This window comes from Oceanicella sp., assembly GCF_056449545.1.
In genome coordinates, this window is record NZ_JBWOMN010000149.1 from 18,912 (window position 1) to 40,078 (window position 21,167).

General features: G+C 70.5%; 21 protein-coding genes. 8 read left to right on the plus strand and 13 right to left on the minus strand.

What is annotated here, in order from left to right; genetic code table 11:
* Window positions 1-4 precede the first annotated feature (4 nt).
* The gene (locus AC1HC7_RS18900) at window positions 5-3,412 is read right to left on the minus strand and encodes a helicase-related protein (protein ID WP_479499314.1); all 3,408 of its coding nucleotides are present in this window, start codon (window positions 3,410-3,412) and stop codon (window positions 5-7) included.
* 66 nt (window positions 3,413-3,478) lie between these two features.
* Window positions 3,479-4,126 carry a tetratricopeptide repeat protein gene (locus tag AC1HC7_RS18905; RefSeq protein ID WP_479497827.1) on the minus strand — a complete coding sequence of 216 codons (648 nt, stop codon included), beginning with the start codon at window positions 4,124-4,126 and terminating at the stop codon, window positions 3,479-3,481.
* Window positions 4,127-4,273: 147 nt separating this feature from the next.
* Here AC1HC7_RS18905 and AC1HC7_RS18910 point away from each other — a divergent pair, with 147 nt between their 5' ends.
* On the plus strand, window positions 4,274-4,564 hold the full coding sequence (locus tag AC1HC7_RS18910; protein ID WP_479497826.1) for an SCP2 sterol-binding domain-containing protein: 291 nt from the start codon (window positions 4,274-4,276) through the stop codon (window positions 4,562-4,564).
* Window positions 4,564-5,508, plus strand: a complete 945-nt coding sequence (locus AC1HC7_RS18915) for an alpha/beta fold hydrolase (RefSeq protein WP_479497825.1) — start codon at window positions 4,564-4,566, stop codon at window positions 5,506-5,508. Before AC1HC7_RS18910 ends, AC1HC7_RS18915 begins: the two co-directional genes overlap by 1 nt.
* Window positions 5,509-5,544: 36 nt before the next feature.
* Here AC1HC7_RS18915 and hisN read toward each other — a convergent pair whose 3' ends face one another.
* From hisN to AC1HC7_RS18940, 5 genes are all read right to left on the minus strand, one after another.
* Window positions 5,545-6,384, minus strand: coding sequence for a histidinol-phosphatase (gene hisN, locus AC1HC7_RS18920; protein ID WP_479499315.1), 840 nt, complete (start codon window positions 6,382-6,384; stop codon window positions 5,545-5,547).
* A gap of 122 nt (window positions 6,385-6,506) precedes the next feature.
* The gene (locus tag AC1HC7_RS18925) at window positions 6,507-6,887 is read right to left on the minus strand and encodes a helix-turn-helix domain-containing protein (protein WP_479497823.1); all 381 of its coding nucleotides are present in this window, start codon (window positions 6,885-6,887) and stop codon (window positions 6,507-6,509) included.
* 231 nt (window positions 6,888-7,118) lie between these two features.
* On the minus strand, window positions 7,119-8,945 hold the full coding sequence (gene typA / locus AC1HC7_RS18930; RefSeq protein WP_479497822.1) for a translational GTPase TypA: 1,827 nt from the start codon (window positions 8,943-8,945) through the stop codon (window positions 7,119-7,121).
* Between the two features lie 173 nt (window positions 8,946-9,118).
* Window positions 9,119-10,198, minus strand: a complete 1,080-nt coding sequence (locus tag AC1HC7_RS18935; protein ID WP_479497821.1) for a DUF2332 domain-containing protein — start codon at window positions 10,196-10,198, stop codon at window positions 9,119-9,121.
* Between the two features lie 13 nt (window positions 10,199-10,211).
* On the minus strand, window positions 10,212-11,084 hold the full coding sequence (locus AC1HC7_RS18940; RefSeq protein ID WP_479497820.1) for a LysR family transcriptional regulator: 873 nt from the start codon (window positions 11,082-11,084) through the stop codon (window positions 10,212-10,214).
* Between the two features lie 123 nt (window positions 11,085-11,207).
* Here AC1HC7_RS18940 and AC1HC7_RS18945 point away from each other — a divergent pair, with 123 nt between their 5' ends.
* Both AC1HC7_RS18945 and AC1HC7_RS18950 read left to right on the plus strand, forming a co-directional pair.
* Window positions 11,208-11,438 (plus strand): DUF1127 domain-containing protein, encoded by a 231-nt coding sequence (locus AC1HC7_RS18945; protein WP_479497819.1) that lies wholly within the window; start codon window positions 11,208-11,210, stop codon window positions 11,436-11,438.
* A 186-nt stretch (window positions 11,439-11,624) separates the two neighbouring features.
* Complete coding sequence (locus AC1HC7_RS18950) at window positions 11,625-11,750, plus strand: hypothetical protein (RefSeq protein WP_479497818.1); 126 nt, start codon at window positions 11,625-11,627, stop codon at window positions 11,748-11,750.
* Window positions 11,751-11,798: 48 nt separating this feature from the next.
* Here the strand turns inward: AC1HC7_RS18950 and thpR are convergent, their stop codons facing one another.
* Complete coding sequence (gene thpR, locus AC1HC7_RS18955; protein WP_479497817.1) at window positions 11,799-12,407, minus strand: RNA 2',3'-cyclic phosphodiesterase; 609 nt, start codon at window positions 12,405-12,407, stop codon at window positions 11,799-11,801.
* A gap of 31 nt (window positions 12,408-12,438) precedes the next feature.
* A complete protein-coding gene (locus AC1HC7_RS18960; protein ID WP_479497816.1) occupies window positions 12,439-13,185 on the minus strand; it encodes an arylesterase in 747 nt (248 codons plus the stop codon).
* Here AC1HC7_RS18960 and AC1HC7_RS18965 point away from each other — a divergent pair.
* The 3 genes from AC1HC7_RS18965 (at window position 13,184) to AC1HC7_RS18975 (ending at window position 17,342) form a co-directional block, all read left to right on the plus strand.
* Window positions 13,184-13,912, plus strand: a complete 729-nt coding sequence (locus tag AC1HC7_RS18965; RefSeq protein WP_479497815.1) for an ABC transporter ATP-binding protein — start codon at window positions 13,184-13,186, stop codon at window positions 13,910-13,912. The genes AC1HC7_RS18960 and AC1HC7_RS18965 overlap by 2 nt on opposite strands.
* Window positions 13,909-16,455 carry an ABC transporter permease gene (locus AC1HC7_RS18970; protein ID WP_479497814.1) on the plus strand — a complete coding sequence of 849 codons (2,547 nt, stop codon included), beginning with the start codon at window positions 13,909-13,911 and terminating at the stop codon, window positions 16,453-16,455. The genes AC1HC7_RS18965 and AC1HC7_RS18970 overlap by 4 nt, the downstream gene beginning before the upstream one ends.
* Before the next feature lie 164 nt (window positions 16,456-16,619).
* Window positions 16,620-17,342: a Bax inhibitor-1/YccA family protein gene (locus AC1HC7_RS18975; RefSeq protein WP_479497813.1), complete on the plus strand. Its 723-nt coding sequence runs from the start codon at window positions 16,620-16,622 to the stop codon at window positions 17,340-17,342.
* Between the two features lie 149 nt (window positions 17,343-17,491).
* Here AC1HC7_RS18975 and rpmG read toward each other — a convergent pair whose 3' ends face one another.
* The 4 genes from rpmG to AC1HC7_RS18995 all read right to left on the minus strand — a co-directional run bounded on the left by rpmG (window position 17,492) and on the right by AC1HC7_RS18995 (window position 20,304).
* Window positions 17,492-17,659: a 50S ribosomal protein L33 gene (rpmG, locus tag AC1HC7_RS18980; protein WP_479497812.1), complete on the minus strand. Its 168-nt coding sequence runs from the start codon at window positions 17,657-17,659 to the stop codon at window positions 17,492-17,494.
* A 107-nt stretch (window positions 17,660-17,766) separates the two neighbouring features.
* Complete coding sequence (locus tag AC1HC7_RS18985) at window positions 17,767-18,939, minus strand: MFS transporter (RefSeq protein WP_479499316.1); 1,173 nt, start codon at window positions 18,937-18,939, stop codon at window positions 17,767-17,769.
* Window positions 18,903-19,760 carry an NUDIX hydrolase gene (locus AC1HC7_RS18990; protein WP_479499317.1) on the minus strand — a complete coding sequence of 286 codons (858 nt, stop codon included), beginning with the start codon at window positions 19,758-19,760 and terminating at the stop codon, window positions 18,903-18,905. Before AC1HC7_RS18990 ends, AC1HC7_RS18985 begins: the two co-directional genes overlap by 37 nt.
* Window positions 19,761-19,836: 76 nt before the next feature.
* Window positions 19,837-20,304 carry a DUF983 domain-containing protein gene (locus AC1HC7_RS18995; RefSeq protein WP_479497809.1) on the minus strand — a complete coding sequence of 156 codons (468 nt, stop codon included), beginning with the start codon at window positions 20,302-20,304 and terminating at the stop codon, window positions 19,837-19,839.
* 256 nt (window positions 20,305-20,560) lie between these two features.
* Between AC1HC7_RS18995 and AC1HC7_RS19000 the strand changes: the two genes are divergently transcribed.
* Window positions 20,561-21,167: hypothetical protein (locus tag AC1HC7_RS19000; RefSeq protein ID WP_479499318.1), on the plus strand; the 607-nt coding region annotated here is incomplete at its 3' end.

The window sequence follows — 21,167 nt, forward strand, 5'->3', positions numbered from 1 at the left end:
CGCCTCAGCGCTTGGTTTTCAACGCCATCAGGGCCGCGAAGGGGTTGTCCGGGTCGATGGGTTTTTCGGATTTGGGCGGGCGGGCGGTGTATGTCCGGGGCGTCTCGTTGCGCGGCTTGCCCTTGGCGTGCTTGCGGGTCTCGTTCGGCTTGCGGTCGTCGCCGCTCCGGCCGCGGGGCTTGCCGCCGGGTTTCTTGCCGCCGCCCTGGCGCTTGCCTTCAGCGTCGCGGGTCTGTGCGCCGCGGGTCTGGCCGCCGCGGGTCTGGCCGCGCGACGGCTGGCGATTGTCCTGATCCTCGCCATTGCGCCGTCCGCGGCCTCGCCCGCCCTGACGCGGCGCCCAGGTGAAGGTGTAGAACACCTGCAGGTCCACTGAATCCTTGGCAGATCCTTTCGCCGAATCAGTCTCGGGGCCCTTCGCCGATGCCTTGTCTGGCGCCTGCCCTGATTCGGCCCCGGTTTCCGCGTCCGTTTCGGGCGCGGCGCCGGCCTCGGCCTCGGGTTTCGCGTCCGCCCCGGCCCCGGATGACTCGTCAGGCGCGTCCGCGTCTGGTTTCGCCCCGGCGGCCCCGGGGCCCGGCTGCGCCGCGGGATCTGTCTGCGTCTCGGGGTCTTTGCGCACCTCGAGGGCGGGCGCCTCCGGGGGCTCGGCCGAGGGCGCCGAGTCGGGCGCAGAGGCCGGGGCCTCGTCGGTTGCAGGAACGGGCGTCGTCTCGGCGTCTGACCCGGCCTCGATCCTGGTCGCCGTCGCGGAGTTCGCGGCGTCGCCGTCGGGTGCGGCGCCGTCCGGCGTCGGCGTTTCCCGCCCGGCTTCCGTCGCGGCCGCCGCGGAACCGGTCGGCGAGTCGGGCGTGTCCGGAGCTTTGGCCCCGGGCGCGTCGCCCGCGCCGGCTTCGGACCCGGCCCCCGCCTTCGCGGACGCGGCGGGCTGCTGGGGGATCGGCGCCGGCTTGGGGCGTTCGCCGCGTTCGGCGCGATAGCCCAGCCCCTGCATCAGATCGGCGAATTGCTCCAGCGTGCAGCCGGTGATCGACAGCATGTCCGCCGCCGCCTCGAAACCGCCGCGCGTGTCCTGGGTGCGGATCATGTCGGCGAGCCGCTCCAGCATGTCGATGCGGATGGCGCGCTGTCCGGCCAGCCGGTAGCCCGCGCGGGGATAGAACCCCTTCGGCGCGCCCTCGACCGCGGGGATGGTCACCAGCCCCGGCGGCGGCGCGACGCACAGTTCCTGTTGCCCTTCGGCAAGCCCCCACAGCGCCAGCCGCAGCCGGGTCGGCGCCGGCTTCAGCAGCAGCGGCATGAAGATGGTGTGCTGCCCGAAGCGCACGCCGTGGCGGCGCAGCATGCCGCGCCCGTCCTGGTCCAGTTCCTTCACGTCGCGCGAAATCTCGGCCCGGGGAATCACGCCGAGCGCCTCCACCAGCTGGAACGCGATGCCGCGCGCCAGCCCGGTGACGGTCTCGTCGTCGCGCAGCTTTATCAGCGGTTCGAAATGCGCGGCGATGCGCCGGTTGATCCAGTGGATCAGGCGGCGTTCGACCTTCTGGCGCACGTCCTCGCCGGCGATCTCGTCGACGAAGCCCTCGACGCCGGGCGACAGCGGATCGGCGCCCGCCACCAGCTTGCCCACGGCGTGCTCGCCCCACATCAGCCCGCCCTGATCGGTCATGTCCAGCTCGGTGTCGGGCGCGTTGTAGAACTTGTCGGCGCGCAGTCTGAATTCGGTCTCCAGCGCCTGGGTGGAGGCGGCGCGCAGGGTCTTGGCCTCGTCGCCGGTCGCCTCGGGATCCTGGGTGAAGCGGAACCCGTCGAGCCGCCCCAACGCGTGCCCCTCCGCGGTCACTTCGCCCTTGTCGTTCACTTCAGCCACCAGGCTCTCCTTCTGCTTCAACCGCCGCATCAGCACCGAGGTGCGGCGATCGACGAATCTCTGGGTCAGACGTGCGTGCAGCGCGTCCGACAATCGGTCTTCCACGTCGCGCGCCGCCTCGCGCCAGCGCGCCGCGTCCTCGACCCAGTCGCGGCGGTTGGCCACGTAGGTCCAGGTGCGGATGAACGCGAGCCGTGTGGACAGCGCGTCGATGTCGCCGTCCGAGCGGTCCACGCGGGCGATCCGCGCATTTATCCAGTCGGAGGATATACAGGCCTTGTCGGACAGGAGGAAACGATAAATCTCCGCGATCAGCCCGGCATGCTCCGCATCGCCGGTCTTGCGGAAGTCGGGAATCTGGCAGACCTCCCACAGCCGGCGCACTTGCGGGCCGCCCCTGGCCATGTCGCCGATCCGCGGATCGGCCTGCATCCGGCGCAGGGCGGCAAGGTCGTCGGCTTCGCGCGCGCGCATCAGGCCGGGCAGGTCGGGGGCCTGTTCCAGCGAGGCGATCAGCGCCGGAACCGACCCGAAGCGCAGCCGCGAATTGCGATAGGACAGGCGGCGGATGGTCGGGAAGCGGTGGCTCTCGATGGCCTCGACGGTCTCGGCGTCGAGGTTCGGCGCCTCGCCGGTCACGCCGAAGCTGCCATTGGTCAGGTGCCGCCCGGCGCGCCCGGCGATCTGCGCCAGTTCGCCCGGCCACAGCGGCCGGTGACGCCGCCCGTCGAATTTCGACAGGCCGGAAAACGCCACATGCCTCACGTCGAGATTGAGCCCCATGCCGATGGCGTCCGTGGCCACCAGATGATCCACGTCGCCGTTCTGATACAGTTCCACCTGGGCGTTGCGGGTGCGCGGCGACAGCGCCCCCATCACCACCGCCGCGCCGCCGCGCTGGCGGCGCATCAGTTCCGCGATCGCATAGACGCTGTCGGCGGAGAAGCCGACGATGGCCGACCGGCTCGGCATCCGCCCCAGCTTTTTCGGCCCGGCATAGGTCAGGGTCGACAGCCGGTCGCGGCGCATGAAGCGCGCGCGCGGAATCAGTTCGGCGATGCGCGGGCGCATGGCCTCGGCGCCCAGAAACAGGGTCTCGTGCAGCCCGCGCGCGTGCAGCAGCCGGTCGGTGAACACATGCCCCCGGTCCGGGTCGGCGCAGAGCTGGATTTCATCCACGGCGACGAAATCCGCGCCCTGTTCCAGGGGCATCGCCTCGACGGTGCAGATCCAGTATTGCGACCGGGGCGGCACGATCTTTTCCTCGCCGGTGACCAGCGACACCGCCGACGGCCCGCGAAGGGCGACGATGCGGTCGTAGATTTCCCGCGCCAGCAGGCGCAGCGGCAGGCCCATGACGCCGCTGCGATGGGCGAGCATGCGTTCGATGGCGTAGTGGGTCTTGCCGGTGTTGGTGGGGCCGAGCACCGCCGTCACCCGGTCGTCGCGCGGATGCCCTTCGACGCGCCGCGCCCGATCCGGCGCGGCGCCGGGATCGCCGTCAAGCGGCCAGGCGGGGAGGGGGGCGGGAAATTCAGGCATGGGCGGCGTCCTTGTCCGCGAGGCGCGCCCGGCCGGATGACATGTCAGACGGTGGTGAGCGTTGCGCTAGATATCGCGGCCTTCGACGCGCGGCGCAAGCCGTTCCACGGCGTTCTTTGCGCGCTGGATATGCGGATTGACCGCCAGCGCGGCGCGAAAGGCGGCGATGGCGTCGCCGTCGCGGCCGATCTGCTCCAGAATCATCCCCAGCCCGGTCAGCGCGCCGAAATGGCGCGGCTCGCGCGCCAGCACCTGTTCGATGTCGGCCAGCGACAGCCCCCAGTCGCCATGCATGTAATAGGCGGTGGCGCGCGCGTTCCAGCCCTCGGCGAATTCCGGGTCGTGCTCCACCAGCGCCGAGAAAAAGCCGATGGCCTTGACCATCTCGCCGGCGTTGAGCGCATCGCGCCCGCGGCGCAGCAGCAGGTCCATGCTGGCGGACCCGGACCGCGACCAGATGACCTGGATCTTCTTCACGATCTGCGCCTGAGCGTCGGCCTCCGCGGTCGCAAGCTCGGCGAACAGCGCGTCGAGCCGTGCGGCGTCGGTTTCCGGGGCCGTGGCCTCGACCCCGGCGCCGGCCCCGGATTCGGCTTCCGGGGCGATCGAGAACCCGCCCGGATCATCCGTCGAATCGCCGCCGCCGGCCGCTGCCGGCGGGTTTTGCGCCGATGCCGCGCCGGGCGCGGCGATCCACGCGCCGGCGCAAACCATTGCGAACGCGACGGCGCCTGCGAGGCGCGCGCGCGGGTGACGCAGAGTGTCGCTGTGCTTTGCCATTTCAGGTGATAGTTTAACGCGGTGGAGCGGAAAAGCGAGCGTCGGACGCAGGGTTCGGCGAAGGCTCCAGGAGAATTGATCATGAGCGAAGTGCTGAGCGCCGCCGTCGAGACCCTGAAGGAAAAGCTGGCCGGGGACAGTTTCGACGGCTCGGTGAAGTTTGAAATCGAGGGGCTCGGCGCGGTGCGCATCGAGGGCGCGGATGTTTCCATCGACGACGGCGACGCGGATTGCACCATCACCGCCGACGAGGAAACGTTCAAGGGCATGGTCTCGGGCGACGTGAACCCCACCACCGCCTTCATGACCGGCAAGCTCAAGGTCGACGGCGACATGTCCAAGGCCATGGCGCTCAGCTCGGTCCTGGCCTGATGGAGGAGGCGGCGCCGTTCCACGCGGATCTGGCCGAGGCGCCGCCGCCCGATCATTGCGCGTGGCTCGCCGCGGCGGGGGCGCGGGTGCGCGCCGCCGTCTGGTCCGGCGGGCCGCGCGGCGTCATGCTGCTGTTTCAGGGGCGCACGGAATATCTGGAAAAATACGGCCGGGTGATCGCGCGGCTGCGCCGCGACGGCTTCAGCGTCGCCGCCATCGACTGGCGCGGGCAGGGGCTGTCCACGCGCAGCGAGGGCGTGCCGCTGCTGGGCGACGTGGTGGATTTCGATCTCTATCAGCGCGACGTGGCGGCGCTGGTCGGCTGGGCGCCGGTGGCGGCGCTGCCGGGGCCGCGGGTGCTGCTGGCCCATTCCATGGGCGGCTGCATCGGGCTGCGGGCGCTGACCGACGCGCGCATCGACCCGGCGGCGGCGATCTTCAGCGCGCCCATGTGGGGGTTGAGCATGTCGGCGCCGGCGCTGTTCGCCGCTCGGGCGCTGGCGCGGGCGATGACCCTGCTGGGGCTCGGGACCGTGCCGCTGCCGGGGCGGCATTCGCGCACCCCCTACGTGATCGCGCAGGGGTTCGAGGGCAACGTGCTGACCACCGATCCCGCCCACTACGCCTGGTTTCGCGAACATTGCGCGGCGCGCCCGGAGCTGCACATCGCCGCGCCGACGCCGCGCTGGGCGGACGCGGCGTTTCGCGAAATGGCGGCGCTGCGCCATGCGTCCCCGGCCAGCTGCCCGACCCTGGCGCTGCTGGGCACGCAGGAGGCCGTGGTCTCCCCCGAGGCGATCCGCTTCTACGCCGAGCGCGCGGGCGCCAGCCTGCGGGTGCTGCAGGGCGCAAAGCACGAACCGCTGATGGAACCGCAGGATCACCCCCCGGGGCTGGAGGCATGGCGCGCGATCGAGGATTTCCTGCAGGCGCAGGGCGTCTGACAGGCGCACGCCCGCGTTGCGCCGGGCTGGGCGGGTTCAATCGGCGAGCAGCGCCATCGCCGCCGCGTGCAATTCCGGCGTCGCCGCGGCGATCGCCCGTCCGCCGTGCTGCGCGTCGCCGCCGTCCCAGGTCGTGAGACGCCCCCCGGCGCCCTGCACCAGCGGAATCAGCGCCTGAATGTCATGGGGTTGCAGCCCGGCCTCGATCACCAGATCCACATGTCCGGCGGCGAGCAGCGCATAGGCCGAGCAGTCGAGCCCGTAGCGGGTCAGGCGCACCCGGTCGCGCACCCGCTCGAATCGCAGGCGTTCTTCGGGCGAGCCCACCTCGGGGAACGTGCTGCAGAGCCGCGCCGCGCCAAGCGCCGTGACCGCGCTGGCATGGATCGGCGCCGGGTGGCGGTCGTCGCCGGCGCGCGTCGACATGCGCCAGGCGGTCTTGCCGTCGCCCCAGAAGCGTTCGCCGACAAACGGCTGGTCCATCATGCCCAGCACCGGGCGCGCCCCGTCATTGAGCGCGATCAGCACCCCCCATGTGGGCGCCCCGAACACGAAGGCGCGGGTGCCGTCCACCGGGTCCAGCACCCAGAATCGCCCGGATTCGCCCTCCATGCGCCCGTGCTCCTCGCCCTGCACGCCGTCTTTCGGGCGATGCGCGGCGATCAGGGCGCGCATGGCGGTCTCGGCCTCGCGATCGGCGGCGGTCACCGGGTCGTATGCGCCGCTCGCGGCCTTGTTGGAGGTTTGGAGCCCGGCGCTGCGGAAATGGCGCAGGCACGGGGCGCGCGCAGCATCGGCCAGGGCATGGGTCAGTTCAAGGTCCGAACCCGGCGCCGAAATCGCGGCGCGGTTCTGATCCCTGCGATCGCCGGTCATGCGGGGCGGGTCTGCGCCGGGCCGTCATCGGCGCGGCGGGCTGATCTGGTCATTCGGACAGTCTTTCGCGCCGGCGCCCGAGGGGCGCCGGCGGGTTGTCGCGCCAAGTCGGGGACGCGGTTTCAGGCGGCGTCGCTCAGCACCCGCGCCAGGTCGAACAGGCGGCGGCGCTGGGCTTCCGGAATGGCGTAGTAGGAGCGCACCAGCTCCAGCGCCTCCTTGTCGGCGAGCAGGTCGCCGCGCTGCTTGGGCGCGTCGTTGGCGCCGGAATCGCCCATCGCGTCATCGCCGAGCCCTTCGAAGAAAAAGCTCACCGGCACGTCGAGCGCATGCCCGATGTCCCAGAGACGCGACGCGCTGACGCGGTTCATGCCGGTCTCGTATTTCTGGATCTGCTGGAACTTGATTCCAACCTTTTCGCCAAGCTGCTGCTGGGTCATGCCCACCATCCAACGGCGGTGACGGACTCGCTTCCCGACATGCACGTCAACCGGATGTTTCATTCACGATGCTCCCTGAAACGACTGCATAACTGTGGTGCAATATGCCAAGCAAGAAGCGGGCCAACTTTCGTTTCATCCTTTGCGGGCGCTGACAATGGCTGGATTCCCCTGTCTGGGCGCAATCGGAAGCAATGCAGGGTCTGCCTGGATCGCGCGTGCTCGTGGCGAAATGCGGTTGCGCTGTGCAATCTACAGTTTAGTTTGCATTTTGCAATGCATTTTGCAACGGAATCAGGCGTGAAGCTTTTCGGTTTTTGCGTTGCGCTTACGCTCGTGGGGGTCGAGATGGCGCTTGCGCAGCCGGATCGCGTTCGGGGTGACCTCCACCAGTTCGTCATTCTCCACGTAGGCGATCGCCTGTTCCAGCGTGAAGCGCACCGGCGTGGTCAGCACCACCGCCTCGTCCTTGCCCGAGGCGCGGACGTTGGACAGCTTCTTGCCCTTCAGCGGATTGACGCCAAGGTCGCTGCCCTTGGCGTGCTCGCCGATGATCATGCCCTCGTAGATGTCCTCGCCGGCGCCGATATAGAGCTTGCCGCGGGGTTCGAGGTTGAACAGCGCGAAGGGCACGCTGCGCCCCTGCGCGATGGAAAACATCACCCCGTTGCGCCGCCCCGGGATCGAGCCCTTGTGCGGCGACCAGGAGTGAAACACCCGGTTCAGCACACCCGTTCCGCGCGTGTCGGTGAGGAATTCGCCATGGTAGCCGATCAACCCACGCGACGGCGCGAGGAACACGATTCGGGTCTTGCCGCCGCTGGAGGGGCGCATCTCGGTCATCTCGGCCTTGCGCAGCGAAAGCTTTTCCACCACCGCGCCGGTGAATTCATCGTCAACGTCGACGGTGACCTCCTCGACGGGCTCCAGCGTCACGCCGTTTTCCTCGCGGAACAGCACCCGGGGGCGGGACACCGACAGCTCGAATCCCTCGCGGCGCATGGTCTCGATCAGCACCCCCATCTGCAATTCGCCGCGCCCGGCGACCTCGAAGGCGTCGCGGTCGGCGGTGTCGGAAATGCGGATGGCGACGTTGCGCTCGGCCTCCTTCATCAGCCGTTCGCGGATCACCCGCGACTGCACCTTGGCGCCGTCGCGCCCGGCCAGCGGGCTGTCATTGATGCCGAAGGTGACCGAGATGGTCGGCGGGTCGATGGGCTGCGCCGGCAGCGGGGTCTGGTTTTCCACCGTGCAGATGGTGTCGGCGACCGTGGATTTGGTCATCCCGGCCAGGGCCACGATGTCGCCGGCCTCGGCGCGTTCGATCGGCATCCGCGACAGCCCGCGAAAGGCCAGGATCTTGGACACGCGAAAGCGTTCGATCTCGGTCCCGTCGCGGGTCAGCGCCTTGAGATGCGCGCCCGGCGCGACGGCGCCGCTTTCCACCCGCCCGGTGAGGATGCGCCCCAGAAACGGGTCGGCCTCGAGCGTGGTGGCGAGCATGGCGAAGGGCTCGTCGCCATGGGCGATCTGCGCGGGCGCCGGGATATGGCGGATGATCAGCTCGAACAGCGCGTCGAGGGTCTTGCGCGGCCCGTCCAGCGAATCATCCGCCCAGCCGTTGCGCCCCGAGGCGTAAAGCACCGGGAAATCCAGCTGGTCGTCATCGGCGTCGAGCGCGCTGAACAGGTCGAACACCAGGTCGAGCGCGTTGTCGGGATCGGATTCCGGCTTGTCCACCTTGTTGAGCACCACGATGGGACGCAGCCCCAGCGCCAGCGCCTTCTGGGTCACGAACTTGGTCTGGGGCATGGGCCCCTCGGCGGCGTCCACCAGCAGCACCACGCCGTCGACCATGCCGAGAATGCGCTCCACCTCGCCGCCGAAATCGGCGTGGCCGGGCGTGTCGACGATGTTGATGCGCGTGCCGTTCCATTCGACCGAGGTGCATTTGGCGAGGATGGTGATGCCGCGCTCGCGCTCCAGGTCGTTGGAATCCATGGCCCGTTCGGTGGTGGCCTGATTGTCGCGATAAAGCCCGGACTGCTTGAGCAGTTCGTCCACCAGCGTGGTCTTGCCATGATCGACATGGGCGATGATGGCGATGTTGCGGATATCCATGAATGGCCTCGAAACAGAGCGCCCCGTGGCGCGGATCGCGCGCAGACGGGGCGGGATGATAGGGATTTGGCCGTTACATGGCCGAATTGTTGCGCCGCGGCAAGGGGGTGCGGCGGCATGTGCGCCGATTGCCGCCGCCCTGTGTGTGCGCGACGCGCGCCGGATGCGCGGTTTCAGCCGACCGCCGACCAGTCGGCCCAGCGGCCGTGGAAATCGACGCGCCCCAGCGCCAGCGTCGGCGGCGCGCCGCCGCCTGCGGGTCCGGGCCAGATCTGCAGCGTCGCGGCAGCCGAATCCTGACGGCCGTCGAATTCCATGCGCAGCCAGGCCAGCGGGGTCGCGGGGGTCGCGGCGGCGCCGGCGCGGGCCATGGCGGCGGAAATCCGCGCCTGCCCGGCGTCGGGCAGGTATTGCCAGACGATGCTGTGCAGCAGCGCCCGCGCCCGCCCCGGGGTGCGGGGCGCCGCGAGCCGGGCCTCCAGCCAGTCGGCGGCGTCGCCGGGTTCGACCCGCCACGGCGCGGCGGCGGCCAGGTCCAGCGCCGCCTCGGCGCGCGCCAGCCGCGCCGCCTGATCGGGCCAGACATAGGCGAGCATCCGCGCCCGCGCCGCCGCGTCGCCGGGGTCCGCCGGGCGCAGGTCGACGCCGGCGCGCGCGGCGATCGTCAGCGGCGCGTCCAGCGGCGGGATCGCGCCGCGCCAATCGCTTTGGATGCTGACCGGCGAGGCCGAATCGCCCCAGCCCCGGCCCTCGCCCAGATCATAGCGATAGCGGTCAAACCCCATGTTCAGCCCGGCCGAGGCGCCGATCTCAAGGGTTTCGAGCGGCATGTTCACCCGCGCGGCCAGATGCAGCGCCGCGCCCAGCAGCACCGCCGAGCGCGCCGCCTCGTTGGTTTGGGGCGCGCTGTCGAGCCAGCCCAGCAGCCAGTCGTCATGGGCGCGGATCGCCGCGACGGCGGCGGCGACCGGATCGCCCCGCGATTGCGGCGGGTAGGCGGCGCGCAGCTCCGCCGCCCGCCCGGAGCGCGCCAGCGCGTGCAGCGCCCCGCAGACCCGGAGCGCCAACGCGTCCGGCGTCGCCGCGCCGGGCCAGTCGCGCACCTTCGCCGCGAACCTGGTTCCGTCGGGCAACGCCGCCGGAAACGCCCGGCACATCAGCGCGGTGAACGGCGAGCCCAGCGCCGCGCAGGCTTTGGCTTGCGTGGCGAAATGGGCCTCGATCTCGGCCCGACGATCCTTGCTTGCATGCATCGCCGCGCCGCCTTCACTGCGCCGCCATCGACGGTTCGGACAGCGCGAATCCGTCGCGCACCAGCCTGGCGATGCGTTTGACCATGGGGTTGCCGTCGCCGGCCACGTAGATGTTGATCCGGGTCTCGGGCAGGTCGGGCAGGGCGCCGCAATGGCGGATCGGCTCGAAATAGGGCGGCACGTTGGTGTCGAGCGCGGTGTGGATCGCCAGATCGGCGGACACCGTGGCCTCGACGGTGCGGGCGCTGTCCGAGGTCACCAGCATCTCCCAGTCGACGCCGAAATCGTTCAGCGCCTGCTGCGTGGTCTTGCGGAAGATGCAGTTGGTCTCGAAGGCCAGCCGCAGGGGGCGCTGGCGCCAGGCCTGCCCGCCGGGGGCCCCGACCCAGATCAGACGCGGGCTCAGCAGGGTCTCGCCGCCCTCGCCGCAGGCCTGTTCGGTGGTGAGGATGATGTCGGCCTTGCCTTGCGCGAACAACGCCTTCAGGTCGCGGGTGTAGGAGGACACCAGCGTCACCTTCACCCGCGGATAATCGCGGGCGATGCGCTGCAGCGCCGCGGGAATGTTGGGATAGACGATGTCGCTGGGCACGCCGAGCACCACCTCGCCCTCGAAGGCCTGCCCGGTGAGCCGCCCCCAGGCCTCGTCATTGAGCGAGATCATGCGCTTGGCGTAGCTCAGCAGCAATTCGCCCTGACCGGTGAGCCCGACCCCGCGCCCGCTGCGGTCGATCAGCGCCTGGCCGAAGCTTTCCTCCAGCCGCTTGAGCTGCATGGACACCGCCGATTGCGTGAGATGCAGGCGCGTGGCGGCGCGGGTCACGCCGCCGGTCTCCGCCACCATGGCGAAGCTGCGCAGGGTGGTGATGTCGAGATTCCGAGCCATATCACGATCCTTGATGCATTCTGTCAAAAGCATTCGTTTCACAAATTACCATGCCCAGCCCATATAAATCAACATCAGTGATGCGCCAAGATTTCGCATCACGCAGATTGAATGGAGGATGCCATGATCAGGACTGCGGAATTCCACCAGGCGCGCGGCGCCGCGTTTTCGCTCTCGGGCATCGTCAAGCGCCTGCGCCTGTGGCGCGACCTGGCGCGGGAGCGCCGGGCGCTGGCCCGGCTCGACGATGCGCGGCTCAGGGATATCGGCCTGCCCGCCGAGCGCGCGGCGCAGGAGGCCGGGCGGCTGTTCTGGGACGCCCCCGCGAACCGCATCCGCGCCGGGCTCAACTGAGCCCCGCGCCCGACCCGGTCGCCCATACCCGAGAACGTCCCGGCCGCCCCTGGTCAGGCGTCGCTCATGACGCGCGCACCAAGAATTGTTTTGCGTGTCATGGCTCGTTCACAACTTTTACGCGAATATTGACGCATCGAGAGGTCGCGATTCTCGTCGCGGCAGGTGCAACCCGGGGGTTGGCGCATGAACGGACGAACCGAATTCTGGGCGCGGGTCGCGCGAACGCGGCGCGCGGAACACTGGCTGGTGCGGCTGCGCATGGCGCAGGCGCGGCTGCGTGCGGATCTGCGCGCGCTCTACGGCCACTGAGCCGATCGGGCGCCGATCGGCTGAACACGCGCGCGGGGCGCGGGGCATTCAGGTTCCCCCGGCGCCCCGCGCATCTCTTCGCCCCCCGACGCCGCGAAAATCCGAATCCGCCGCCGGGGCGGTCAGGTCGAATCTCAGCATCTCCGAATAGATCGGGCCGCGCGCGGTGAGATCCGAGCGCAGCAGCGCATAGCTGCGCGCCGCGAACGGCCCCCAGCGCAGCCCGGCGTTGTCGGCGATCCAGCGCGCCAGCCCTTCGCCCGCCGGGGCCGCGCCCGAAAACCGCGCCAGGGTCACATGCGGCGCGAATTTCCGCGCCGGCAGCGCAATCCCGGCCACATGCGCGGCCCCGCGCACCGCGCGATGCAGGGCGGAGAGCCGTGGCGAGGTCTCGATTCGCGCATGGGCCGAACGCGGGCGCGCGGCGCCGAACACGCCCACGCCGTCGATGTCGAGATCAAAGCCGGGCATGGGCCGCGCGTCCAGTTCCAGCGCCAGGTCCTCAAGCTGCGCGCGGCTGCAATCGCCGAGAAACGCCAGCGTCAGATGCAGGTTTTCGGAGTCTGTCGGGCGACCCTCCGGCAGCGCCGCGCCCAGCGCGTCGAGCCGTTCGCAGGCGGCGGGGGGCGGGCGGATGGCGACAAAGGCGCGGATCATGTTCTTGTCCCTGCGGCGATCGCGTCAGCGGCTAGCCGCCGTCGCGGGCACGGGCGACCAGCGTTTCCACCACCGGGCCCATATGGGCGACGATCCGGGTCACGCCATCGGCGTTGGGGTGGATGCCGTCGGCCTGCATCAGCCCCTGCGCCGCGGACAGATCGCCCCCGGCGCCAAGCCCGGCCATGAAGTTTTCATACAGCAGCGCGTCGTATTGCGCCGCCAGTTCGGCGAACATGCCGTCAAAGGCGCGTTTGTAGTCCGGCCCGAAATTTCCCGGCGCCGGGATCCCCACCAGCAACGCCGGCACGCCGCGCGCCTGCAGCGCCGCGAGGATCGCCGCAAGGTTGGCGCGGCTCGACGCCGGGTCGATGCCGCGCAGCAGGTCATTGGCGCCCAGTTCCACGATCACCGCGTCCACGCCGTCGCTCAGCGTCCAGTCAAGCCGCGCCCGCCCACCCGCCGTGGTGTCCCCGGACACGCCCGCGTTCAGCACCCGCGCATCGGCGCCGCGATCGTTCAGCCAGGCTTCGAGCTTCATGGGAAACGCCTGTTCGGGGCGCAGCCCGTAGCCATGGGTCAGCGAATCGCCCAGCGCGGCGATGGTGACGGGCTTGCCGGTCGCGGCGGTTTGCGCGACGGAGATCCGCGGCGCCGCCGTAACACCCCCGATCAGCAGCAGCGCGATCGCAAGCTTGCCCGCGACGCGGCGGCGCCCATATGCAATTCTGGCGTCGCGCGTCCGCGGCGGCGCGATTTTCCGGAGAATGCGTTTCATGAGCAATCCCCCTGACGAACCGGCGCTGGAGCTGAGCGGGGCGACGCTGGCCCTGTCCTCCAACGCCGGGAAGGTGGAGATCCTGCGCGGCGTCGATCTGAGCGTGGCGCAGGGCGAGACGCTGGGCGTCGTGGGGCCGTCGGGATCGGGCAAGTCGTCTCTCCTCATGCTCATGGGCGGGCTGGAGCGCGCCACCAGCGGCGGCGTGCGCGCGCTGGGCCACGATCTGAGCGCCATGGACGAGGACGCGCTCGCCCGCTTCCGTCGCGATCATATGGGCATCGTGTTCCAGTCCTTCCACCTGATTCCCACCATGACCGCGCTGGAGAACGTGGCAACCCCGCTTGAGCTCGCCGGGGATCGCGACGCCTTCGCGCGCGCCGCCGACAGCCTGCGCGACATGGGGCTGGGGGCGCGGCTCGACCATTACCCGGCGCAGCTGTCGGGGGGCGAGCAGCAGCGCGTGGCGCTGGCCCGCGCCGCCGCGCCGCGCCCGCGCATCCTGCTGGCCGACGAGCCCACGGGCAATCTCGACGGGGTCACCGGCGAGGCGATCATCGACCTGCTGTTCGGGCTGCGCGACCGCCACGGCGCGACGCTGGTGCTGGTCACCCACGCCGTAGAACTGGCGGCGCGCTGCGACCGGGTCGCCCATGTGCAGGACGGGCGAATCGTCGATGACGGGCGCGCGGGCGCCGCGGCGGCCCCCGGCGAGGCGGCGGAATGAACCTGCGGGCCGCCGCCGCCATCGCCCGGCGCGAATTGCGCGGCGGATTGCGCGGCTTCGGGGTGTTCCTCGCCTGCCTGGCGCTCGGGGTCGCGGCGATCGCCGCCGTCGGATCGGTGCGCATGGCGATTTTCGAGGGCCTGTCGCGCGAGGGCCGCGCCATCCTCGGCGGCGACGCCGAGATCAGCTTCACCTACCGCACCGCCACCGCGGCCGAGCGGCGCTGGATGGATGAGCGCGCCGAATCGGTGTCGGGCATCGTCAAGTTCCGCTCCATGGCGGTCGATCCCGACGCGACCGGCGACATGGACCGGGCGCTGACGCAGGTGAAGGGCGTCGACGCGGCCTATCCGCTTTACGGCGCGCTGGAACTGACGGACGGCATGGCGCCCGAAACCGCGCTGGGCCTGCGCGACGGGGTCTGGGGGCTGGTCATGCACCCGACGCTGATCGACCGCATGGGGCTGACGATCGGCGACAGGGTGCGGCTTGGCGTTGCCGATTACCAGCTGCGCGCCGCGATCCTGACCGAGCCGGACCAGGCGGCGGGCGGCTTCGGCCTTGGCCCGCGCACCATCCTCATGCACGCGGCGCTGGCGCGTTCCGGGCTGCTGGGGCCGGGCACCATATATAAAAGCCACTACCGGATGCGCCTGCCGGAGACCGCTTCGCTTGACGGGCTGCGCGCGGATTTCGAGGCGGCGTTCCCCGATTCCGGGGCCCATTGGCGCGACCGGCGCAACGGCGCGCCCGGGGTGCAGATCTTTGTCGAGCGCATCGCCGCGTTTCTGGTGCTGGCCGGGCTGGCGGCGCTGGCCATGGGCGGCGTCGGCGTGTCCTCGGCGGTGCGCAGCTACATGGAGCGCAAGACCGCCACCATCGCCACGCTGAAGACGCTGGGCGCCGACGGGGCCACCATCTTCGCGGTGTATCTGATCCAGATCGGCGCGCTGACCCTGCTGGGCGTCGGGCTGGGGCTGGCGCTGGGCGCCGCGGTCCCGGCGCTGCTGGGGCCGCTGCTGGCCGACCGGCTGCCGGTGCCCGCGCTGTTCGACGTCTACGCCGCGCCGCTGGTCGAGGCGGCGATCTACGGGGTGCTCACGGCGCTGATCTTCGCGCTCTGGCCGCTGGCGCAGGCGCGCGAGATTCGCGCCGCCGGACTGTTTCGCGACATGGTGGAGGGCGGGCGGGTCTGGCCGCGCCCGGCCTACCTGATCGCCATCGCCGCCTTGACGGCGGCGCTGATCGGCGCGGCGGTGTGGTTCGCGGGCATCTGGCAACTGGCGCTGGGCTTCGTCGCCGGAGTGGCCGGGGTGCTGATCGTGCTGCGGCTGGCGGCGGCGGGCGTGCGCCGGCTGGCGGCGCGGGCGGCGCGGGCGCGGTTCTGCCGGGGGCGCCCGGCGCTGCGCCTGGCGTTCGGCGCGGTCGGCGGACCGGGGGGCGAGACCGCCGGCGTGGTGCTGTCGCTGGGGCTGGGGCTGTCGGTGCTCGCGGCGGTGGGGCAGGTGGATTACAATTTGCGCAATGTGATCACGGCGGAACTGCCTGACATCGCGCCGGCTTTCTTTTTCGTGGACATCCAGAAAGACCAGCTCGGCGATTTTCTTGACCGGGCCCGCGCGCAGGAGGGCGTCGGGCGCATCGACTCCGCGCCGATGCTGCGCGGCGTGATCACCAGACTGAACGGCGTGCCGGTCAGCGAGATCGCGGTCGATCCCGGCGTGGCCTGGGTGCTGCACGGCGATCGCGGCGTGACGTTTTCGCAGGACCCGCCCAAGGGCACGCGGATCACCCGCGGCGAATGGTGGCCCGAGGATTACCAGGGCGAGCCGCTGGTCAGCTTCGCGGAGGAACAGGCGCTGGCGCTGGGGCTCGACGTGGGGTCGAGCGTCGGGGTGAACATCCTGGGGCGCGAGATCACCCTGCGCATCGCCAATCTGCGCATCGTCGAATTCCGCGACATGGGCATCAATTTCCTGATGACGCTCAATCCCGGCGCCATCGCCGGGGCGCCGCACACCAACATCGCCACCGTCTACGCCGAACCCCGCGTCGAGGGGGCGCTGCTGCGCGACCTGGCGGGGGCCTTTCCCAACATCACCGCGATTCGGGTGCGCGACGCCATCGAACGGGTGTCCTCGGCGCTCAACGACCTTGCGGCGGCGACCCGCTGGGGCGCGGCGGCGACGCTGCTCACCGGGTTCGTGGTGCTGATCGGCGCCGCCGCCTCGGGCGAGCGGCGCCGGGTCTACGAGGCGGCGGTGCTGAAGACGCTGGGCATGGCGCGACCGCGCATCCTTGCCAGCTTTGCGCTGCGCGCGGCGATTCTGGGCGCCGCGGCGGGGATCGTGGCCATCGCCGCCGGCGGGCTGGCGGGCTGGGCGGTGACGGCCCTGGCCATGGAGAGCCGCTACGCGTTCGAGCCGGTCTCGGCGCTGCTGATCGTGCTCGGCGGCGCGTTGGCGAGCCTGGTCGCCGGGCTCGGCTTCGCCCTGCGCCCGCTCGCCGTGCGCCCGGCGCGGATTCTTCGGGCGCGGGACTGAGGCCGAATCGCAGGGCCGCCCCGGGAGGCGCCGGAAATCCGCCCGCGCCGCCCGCAAGCGGCTTGTAACTGCGCGCCAAAATTCCAATATTAGGACATGACAGGGGCCTCCGGCAGCGGGGGCCCTTCCGAAACATGCACCGACATCCGAGCAAGGAGATCTTCATGCAGGATTACAACACCGTTCGCCGCACCGGCACGCGCACTGCGGAGATCGATCAGGGTCTGCGCGTCTACATGAACCGCGTGTATTCGCTGATGGGCATGGCGATGGTCATCACCGGCGCCGTGGCCTATGTGATCGGCAATTCCCCGACGCTGCTGGAGGCGATCTTTTCCGGCCCGCAGCGCTACGTGGTGATGTTCGCGCCGCTGCTGGTGGTGTTCGGCATGTCCGCCGGCATCAACCGCATAAGCGCCGCCACCGCGCAGCTCGTGTTCTGGGTGTTCGCGGCTCTGATGGGCGCGTCGATCTCGTTCATCTTCGCGGTCTACACCGGCGTTTCCATCGCCCAGACCTTTCTGGTGACCGCCATCGCGTTCGGCGGGCTCAGCCTTTACGGCTACACCACCAAGAAAGACCTCAGCGCCATGGGGACCTTCCTGATGATGGGCGTGATCGGGCTGATCGTGGCCTCGGTGGTGAACATCTTCCTCGCCTCCTCGGCGCTGCAATTCGCCATCTCGGCGATCGGCGTGCTGATCTTCGCCGGGCTGACCGCCTATGACACGCAGGCCATCAAGAACCAGTATCTGGGCATGTCCCAGGCCGGGCCGGACGGTCAGGCCTACATGAAGAAGGGCGCGATCATGGGCGCGCTGCGGCTGTATCTGGACTTCCTCAACATGTTCATGTTCCTGCTGCAGTTCCTCGGCAACCGCAACTGAGCGACGCAGGATACGCCATGACGGCGAAGGGCCGGAGCGCAAGCTCCGGCCCTTTCGCGTTGCGCCACGCCTTTGCGGGACGGCGATGGGAAAAGGGCGGCCCCGCGAGGGACCGCCCTTGTTCAGCGCGGATCAGGCGGGCGAAAACCCTACTTGATCTTGCCTTCCTTGTACTCGACATGCTTGCGGATGACCGGATCGTATTTCTTCACCACCATCTTGTCGGTCATGGTGCGCGAATTTTTCCTGGTCACGTAGAAATGGCCCGTCCCGGCGGTCGAGTTCAGGCGGATCTTGACGGTGGTCGGCTTCGCCATGGCTCTGGTCTCCTTGCGGGCGATCCCGCGGCGTTGATCGCGGCCCTTGCTGGCGAGGGTCGCCCGTTGAATTCGGAATTGGCTTCATACACCGGGGCGGGCGCGAGTCAAGCGCTGTCGCGCGCGCAACCCCCTCCAGGCTGGCCGCGCCGCGCCGCGCGGGCCGCCGCCAGCGCCGCGAAGCCCGCCGAGGCCAGCCCCATGACCCAGAGCATCCCGTGCGGCGGCCACAGGTCCATGGCCCAGCCCATCAGCGGCGGCGCCACCAGCGCCCCGACGCCGTAGGCCAGCATCACCGCCCCGGCGCTGCGCGACAGGTCGCCGCCCGCGTAGCGATGCCCCAGCTCGCTCAGCGACACGGTGTAGAGCGCCACAACCACGCCGCCAAACAGCGTCATCACCGCGATCAGCGCCCATCCCGGCGTGGCGAACACGCCGATCAGCAGGCTGAATGCGGTGCAGGAGGCCCCGGCGCCGATCAGCAGGCGCATGCGGTTCATGCGGTCGGCGGCGACGCCGACGGGGATCTGCAGCAGCACATTGCCAAGCGGGATCAGCGCCACCAGCAACAGCGCGTAGCTTTCCGTCATCCCGGCCTTCAGCGCCCAGATCGGCAGCAGCCCGAAGCCGCCGGTCTCGATCATGCCGAACAGCGCCACGGCGAAGATCACCGTGGGGTCGCTGCGAAAGAACCCCAGCACGGCGAGCGGCGAGCGCGCCGGGCCGCCAAGCCCCCTTGGGGCCAGGTCGCGCGCCCAGACGACCGGCAGGATGGCGAAGCCCGACGCGCCCGCCGCCAGCAGGAACGGAGCCCAGCCGTCGATGGGCAGGATCTGCAGCGCCAGCGGGCCGGCCAGGAATCCGAAGGACAGGAACAGCCCGTAGACGCCGATCAGCAGCCCGCGTCGCGCGGGCGGCGCGGCGGCGACGATCCACAGCTCGGCCCCGAAAAACGCGCCCACCGCGCCGAGACCGAACACGAAGCGCAGCCCGGTCCAGACCCAGATGTCGGCAAAGGGCTTGAACAGCAGCAGCGGCAGGGCCAGCGTCAGCGCCGAGATCACCAGCAGCATCGGCAGGCCGATGCGCCGCAGCAAGGCCGGCAGCAGCGGCCCGCCCGCCAGCATCGCCACCGCCGGCGCCGCGGTGTTGAGCCCGATCTCGAAGGCGCTCGCCCCCATGCGGTCCAGCAGCAGCGCGAACAGCGGGTAGGACAGGGACATGGCGAAGCCGGAGATCGAGATCATGGCGATCGCCGCCACCATCCCGCGATTCGACATGCGCGCCGATCCCGCGGCCGCGTCGCGGGTCGCCCGGCGCGACGCGGCCGCGGGATCGGCGCGCGGCACAGCGCGTCGAACCAGGATCGTTCGCTGTCGTGGTGGAAGAACGGCACGGGGCGCGCCGGCGGCGGGTTGATGCCGGCGAGGATCTCCTCGACCTCGGCCAGCACAACCTCGGTGATCAGCGGCAGCTCCAGCTCGCGGGCCTCGCGCAGGGTCAGCCAGCGCAGGTGGTTGAGTTCGCCCGAGGCGCCGCCGAATTCATCGAGATCGCCTTGCACATGGCTGGCCTCGGCCAGAAAGAACCGCGCGTCGAAGCGCTTGGGGCGCGAAGGCGGGGTGATGGCGCGGAACACGAAGCTGAGCGCGTCGGTGGCGGGCACGAAGCCGCGCGCGAAGAAATCCCGCCAGCCCGCGGGCGCGCTTCGGGCCAGCGCCGGCGCCGAGGCGTCCTTGCGGCCGATGATCAGCCCGGTTTCCTCGAAGGTTTCGCGGATCGCCGCGAGGCTGAGCGCCTGGCCCATCCCCTGCGGGGCGAATTTCTCCAGTCGCGCGACGCAGTCCGCATGCAGCGGCGGGCCGGTGACGATGCGGTCATCGGCGTCGAGCGCGCCGCCGGGGAACACGTATTTGGAGGGCATGAAGCTTGCCGCCGACCCGCGCTGCCCCATCAGCACGCGCGGCGCGCCGCCGCCGTCCCGGCGCGCCAGGATCAGCGTCGCCGCGTCGCGCGGCGGCGCCGCGTCCGGGCGCGCGGCGCCGGGTTCGAGGGGGGATGCGGCATCGGGTCCGCGCGGGCGCGGGGCGGTCTCGGGCATGATGGGTTCTCCTGCCCGGACTATGGCGGCGGCGCTGCGGCCTGTCCAGCGCGGCGAGGCGCCGGGCGCGGGCGCGTCAGACGGCGCCGTCGCGGGCCTCGAAACCGCCCATGCGCCGGGCCCATTGCAGCGCCACGACCATCGCCTTGAAGCGCGGCAGCAGCAGCAGGCTCAGCGCCAGCGTCAGGGTCGGCCACAGCGTCCAGTGCACCCAGAGCGGCGGCGCCCAGAGGTCGAACACCAGCAGCATCGCCGGGGTCACCAGATGGCCGACGACGATGATCGTGAGCCAGGCGGGCAGGTCGTCGGCCCGGTGATGGCTCAGGTTCTCGCCGCAGGTCATGCAGGCGTCGCGCACGGTCAGATAGCCGTTGAAGACCCGCCCGCCGCCGCAATTGGGGCAGCGACGCTTCCAGCCGCGCTTCAGCGCCGTGCGCAGCGATCGTTCGCCGGAGCTTTTCGGCCCGCCGCCGGTCTGCGCCGCGCCGCCAGCCGGCTGCGCAGGGATCCGCGCCTCGGCGGGCATGTGTTTTTGCATCATCATGGAGGCGTATGTTAGGGCCGCGCAACAATTCCGCCAGTGGTCAGAAACGCCTTGCGGCGCCATGTCGCCCCGGTTTTCGGCGCCGGGCGGGGTTTGCGCGCGGTCGGGTGAATTTAATGCGACGGAGCGGCGGCGGCGCGCCGTGTCATTGGCAAGTCGGGCAGGAGCGGCGGCCGCGCCGAACGCTTCGCGAGCCCGGCGCGCAGGCCACGTCCGCCGGCTGGTCGGCGGCATCGGCAATGACATGGAGAACGGCATGAACATCGGGAAATCCACGGCGCGGGTCGCCATCGGCGCGACGGCGGCTCTGGCGGTGGCGCTGAGTCTGAGCGCGGCGAGCGCCGGCAGCCACATGAAGCCCGCGGGCGACAAGGACGGCATGGGCGGCGGCATGGGCATGGGGCAGATGGGCGGCCAGATGGGGGGCCAGATGGGCGGCCAGATGGGCGCGATGATGGATCCCAACATGAGCGCCATGATGGGCGCGATGATGGGCGGCATGATGGGCGCGATGATGGGCGAACACATGCAGGCGCATATGCGCGAACACATGCAGGGCGCCATGAATGGCGGCGGCCATATGGGCGCCATGATGGGCGGCGGCCACATGGGCGCCATGATGGGCGGCGGCCACATGGGCGGCAAGATGGGCGGCCACATGGGCGCCATGATGGGCGGCGGTCACATGGGCGCCATGATGGGCGGCGGTCACATGGGCGCCATGATGGGCGGCGGCCACATGGGCGGCATGATGGGCGGCGGCCACATGGGCGGCATGATGGGCGGCCACATGGGCGCCATGATGGGCGGCGGCGAGGGCATGATCGACGAAGCCTTCGAGCGCCTCGACGCCGACAAGGACG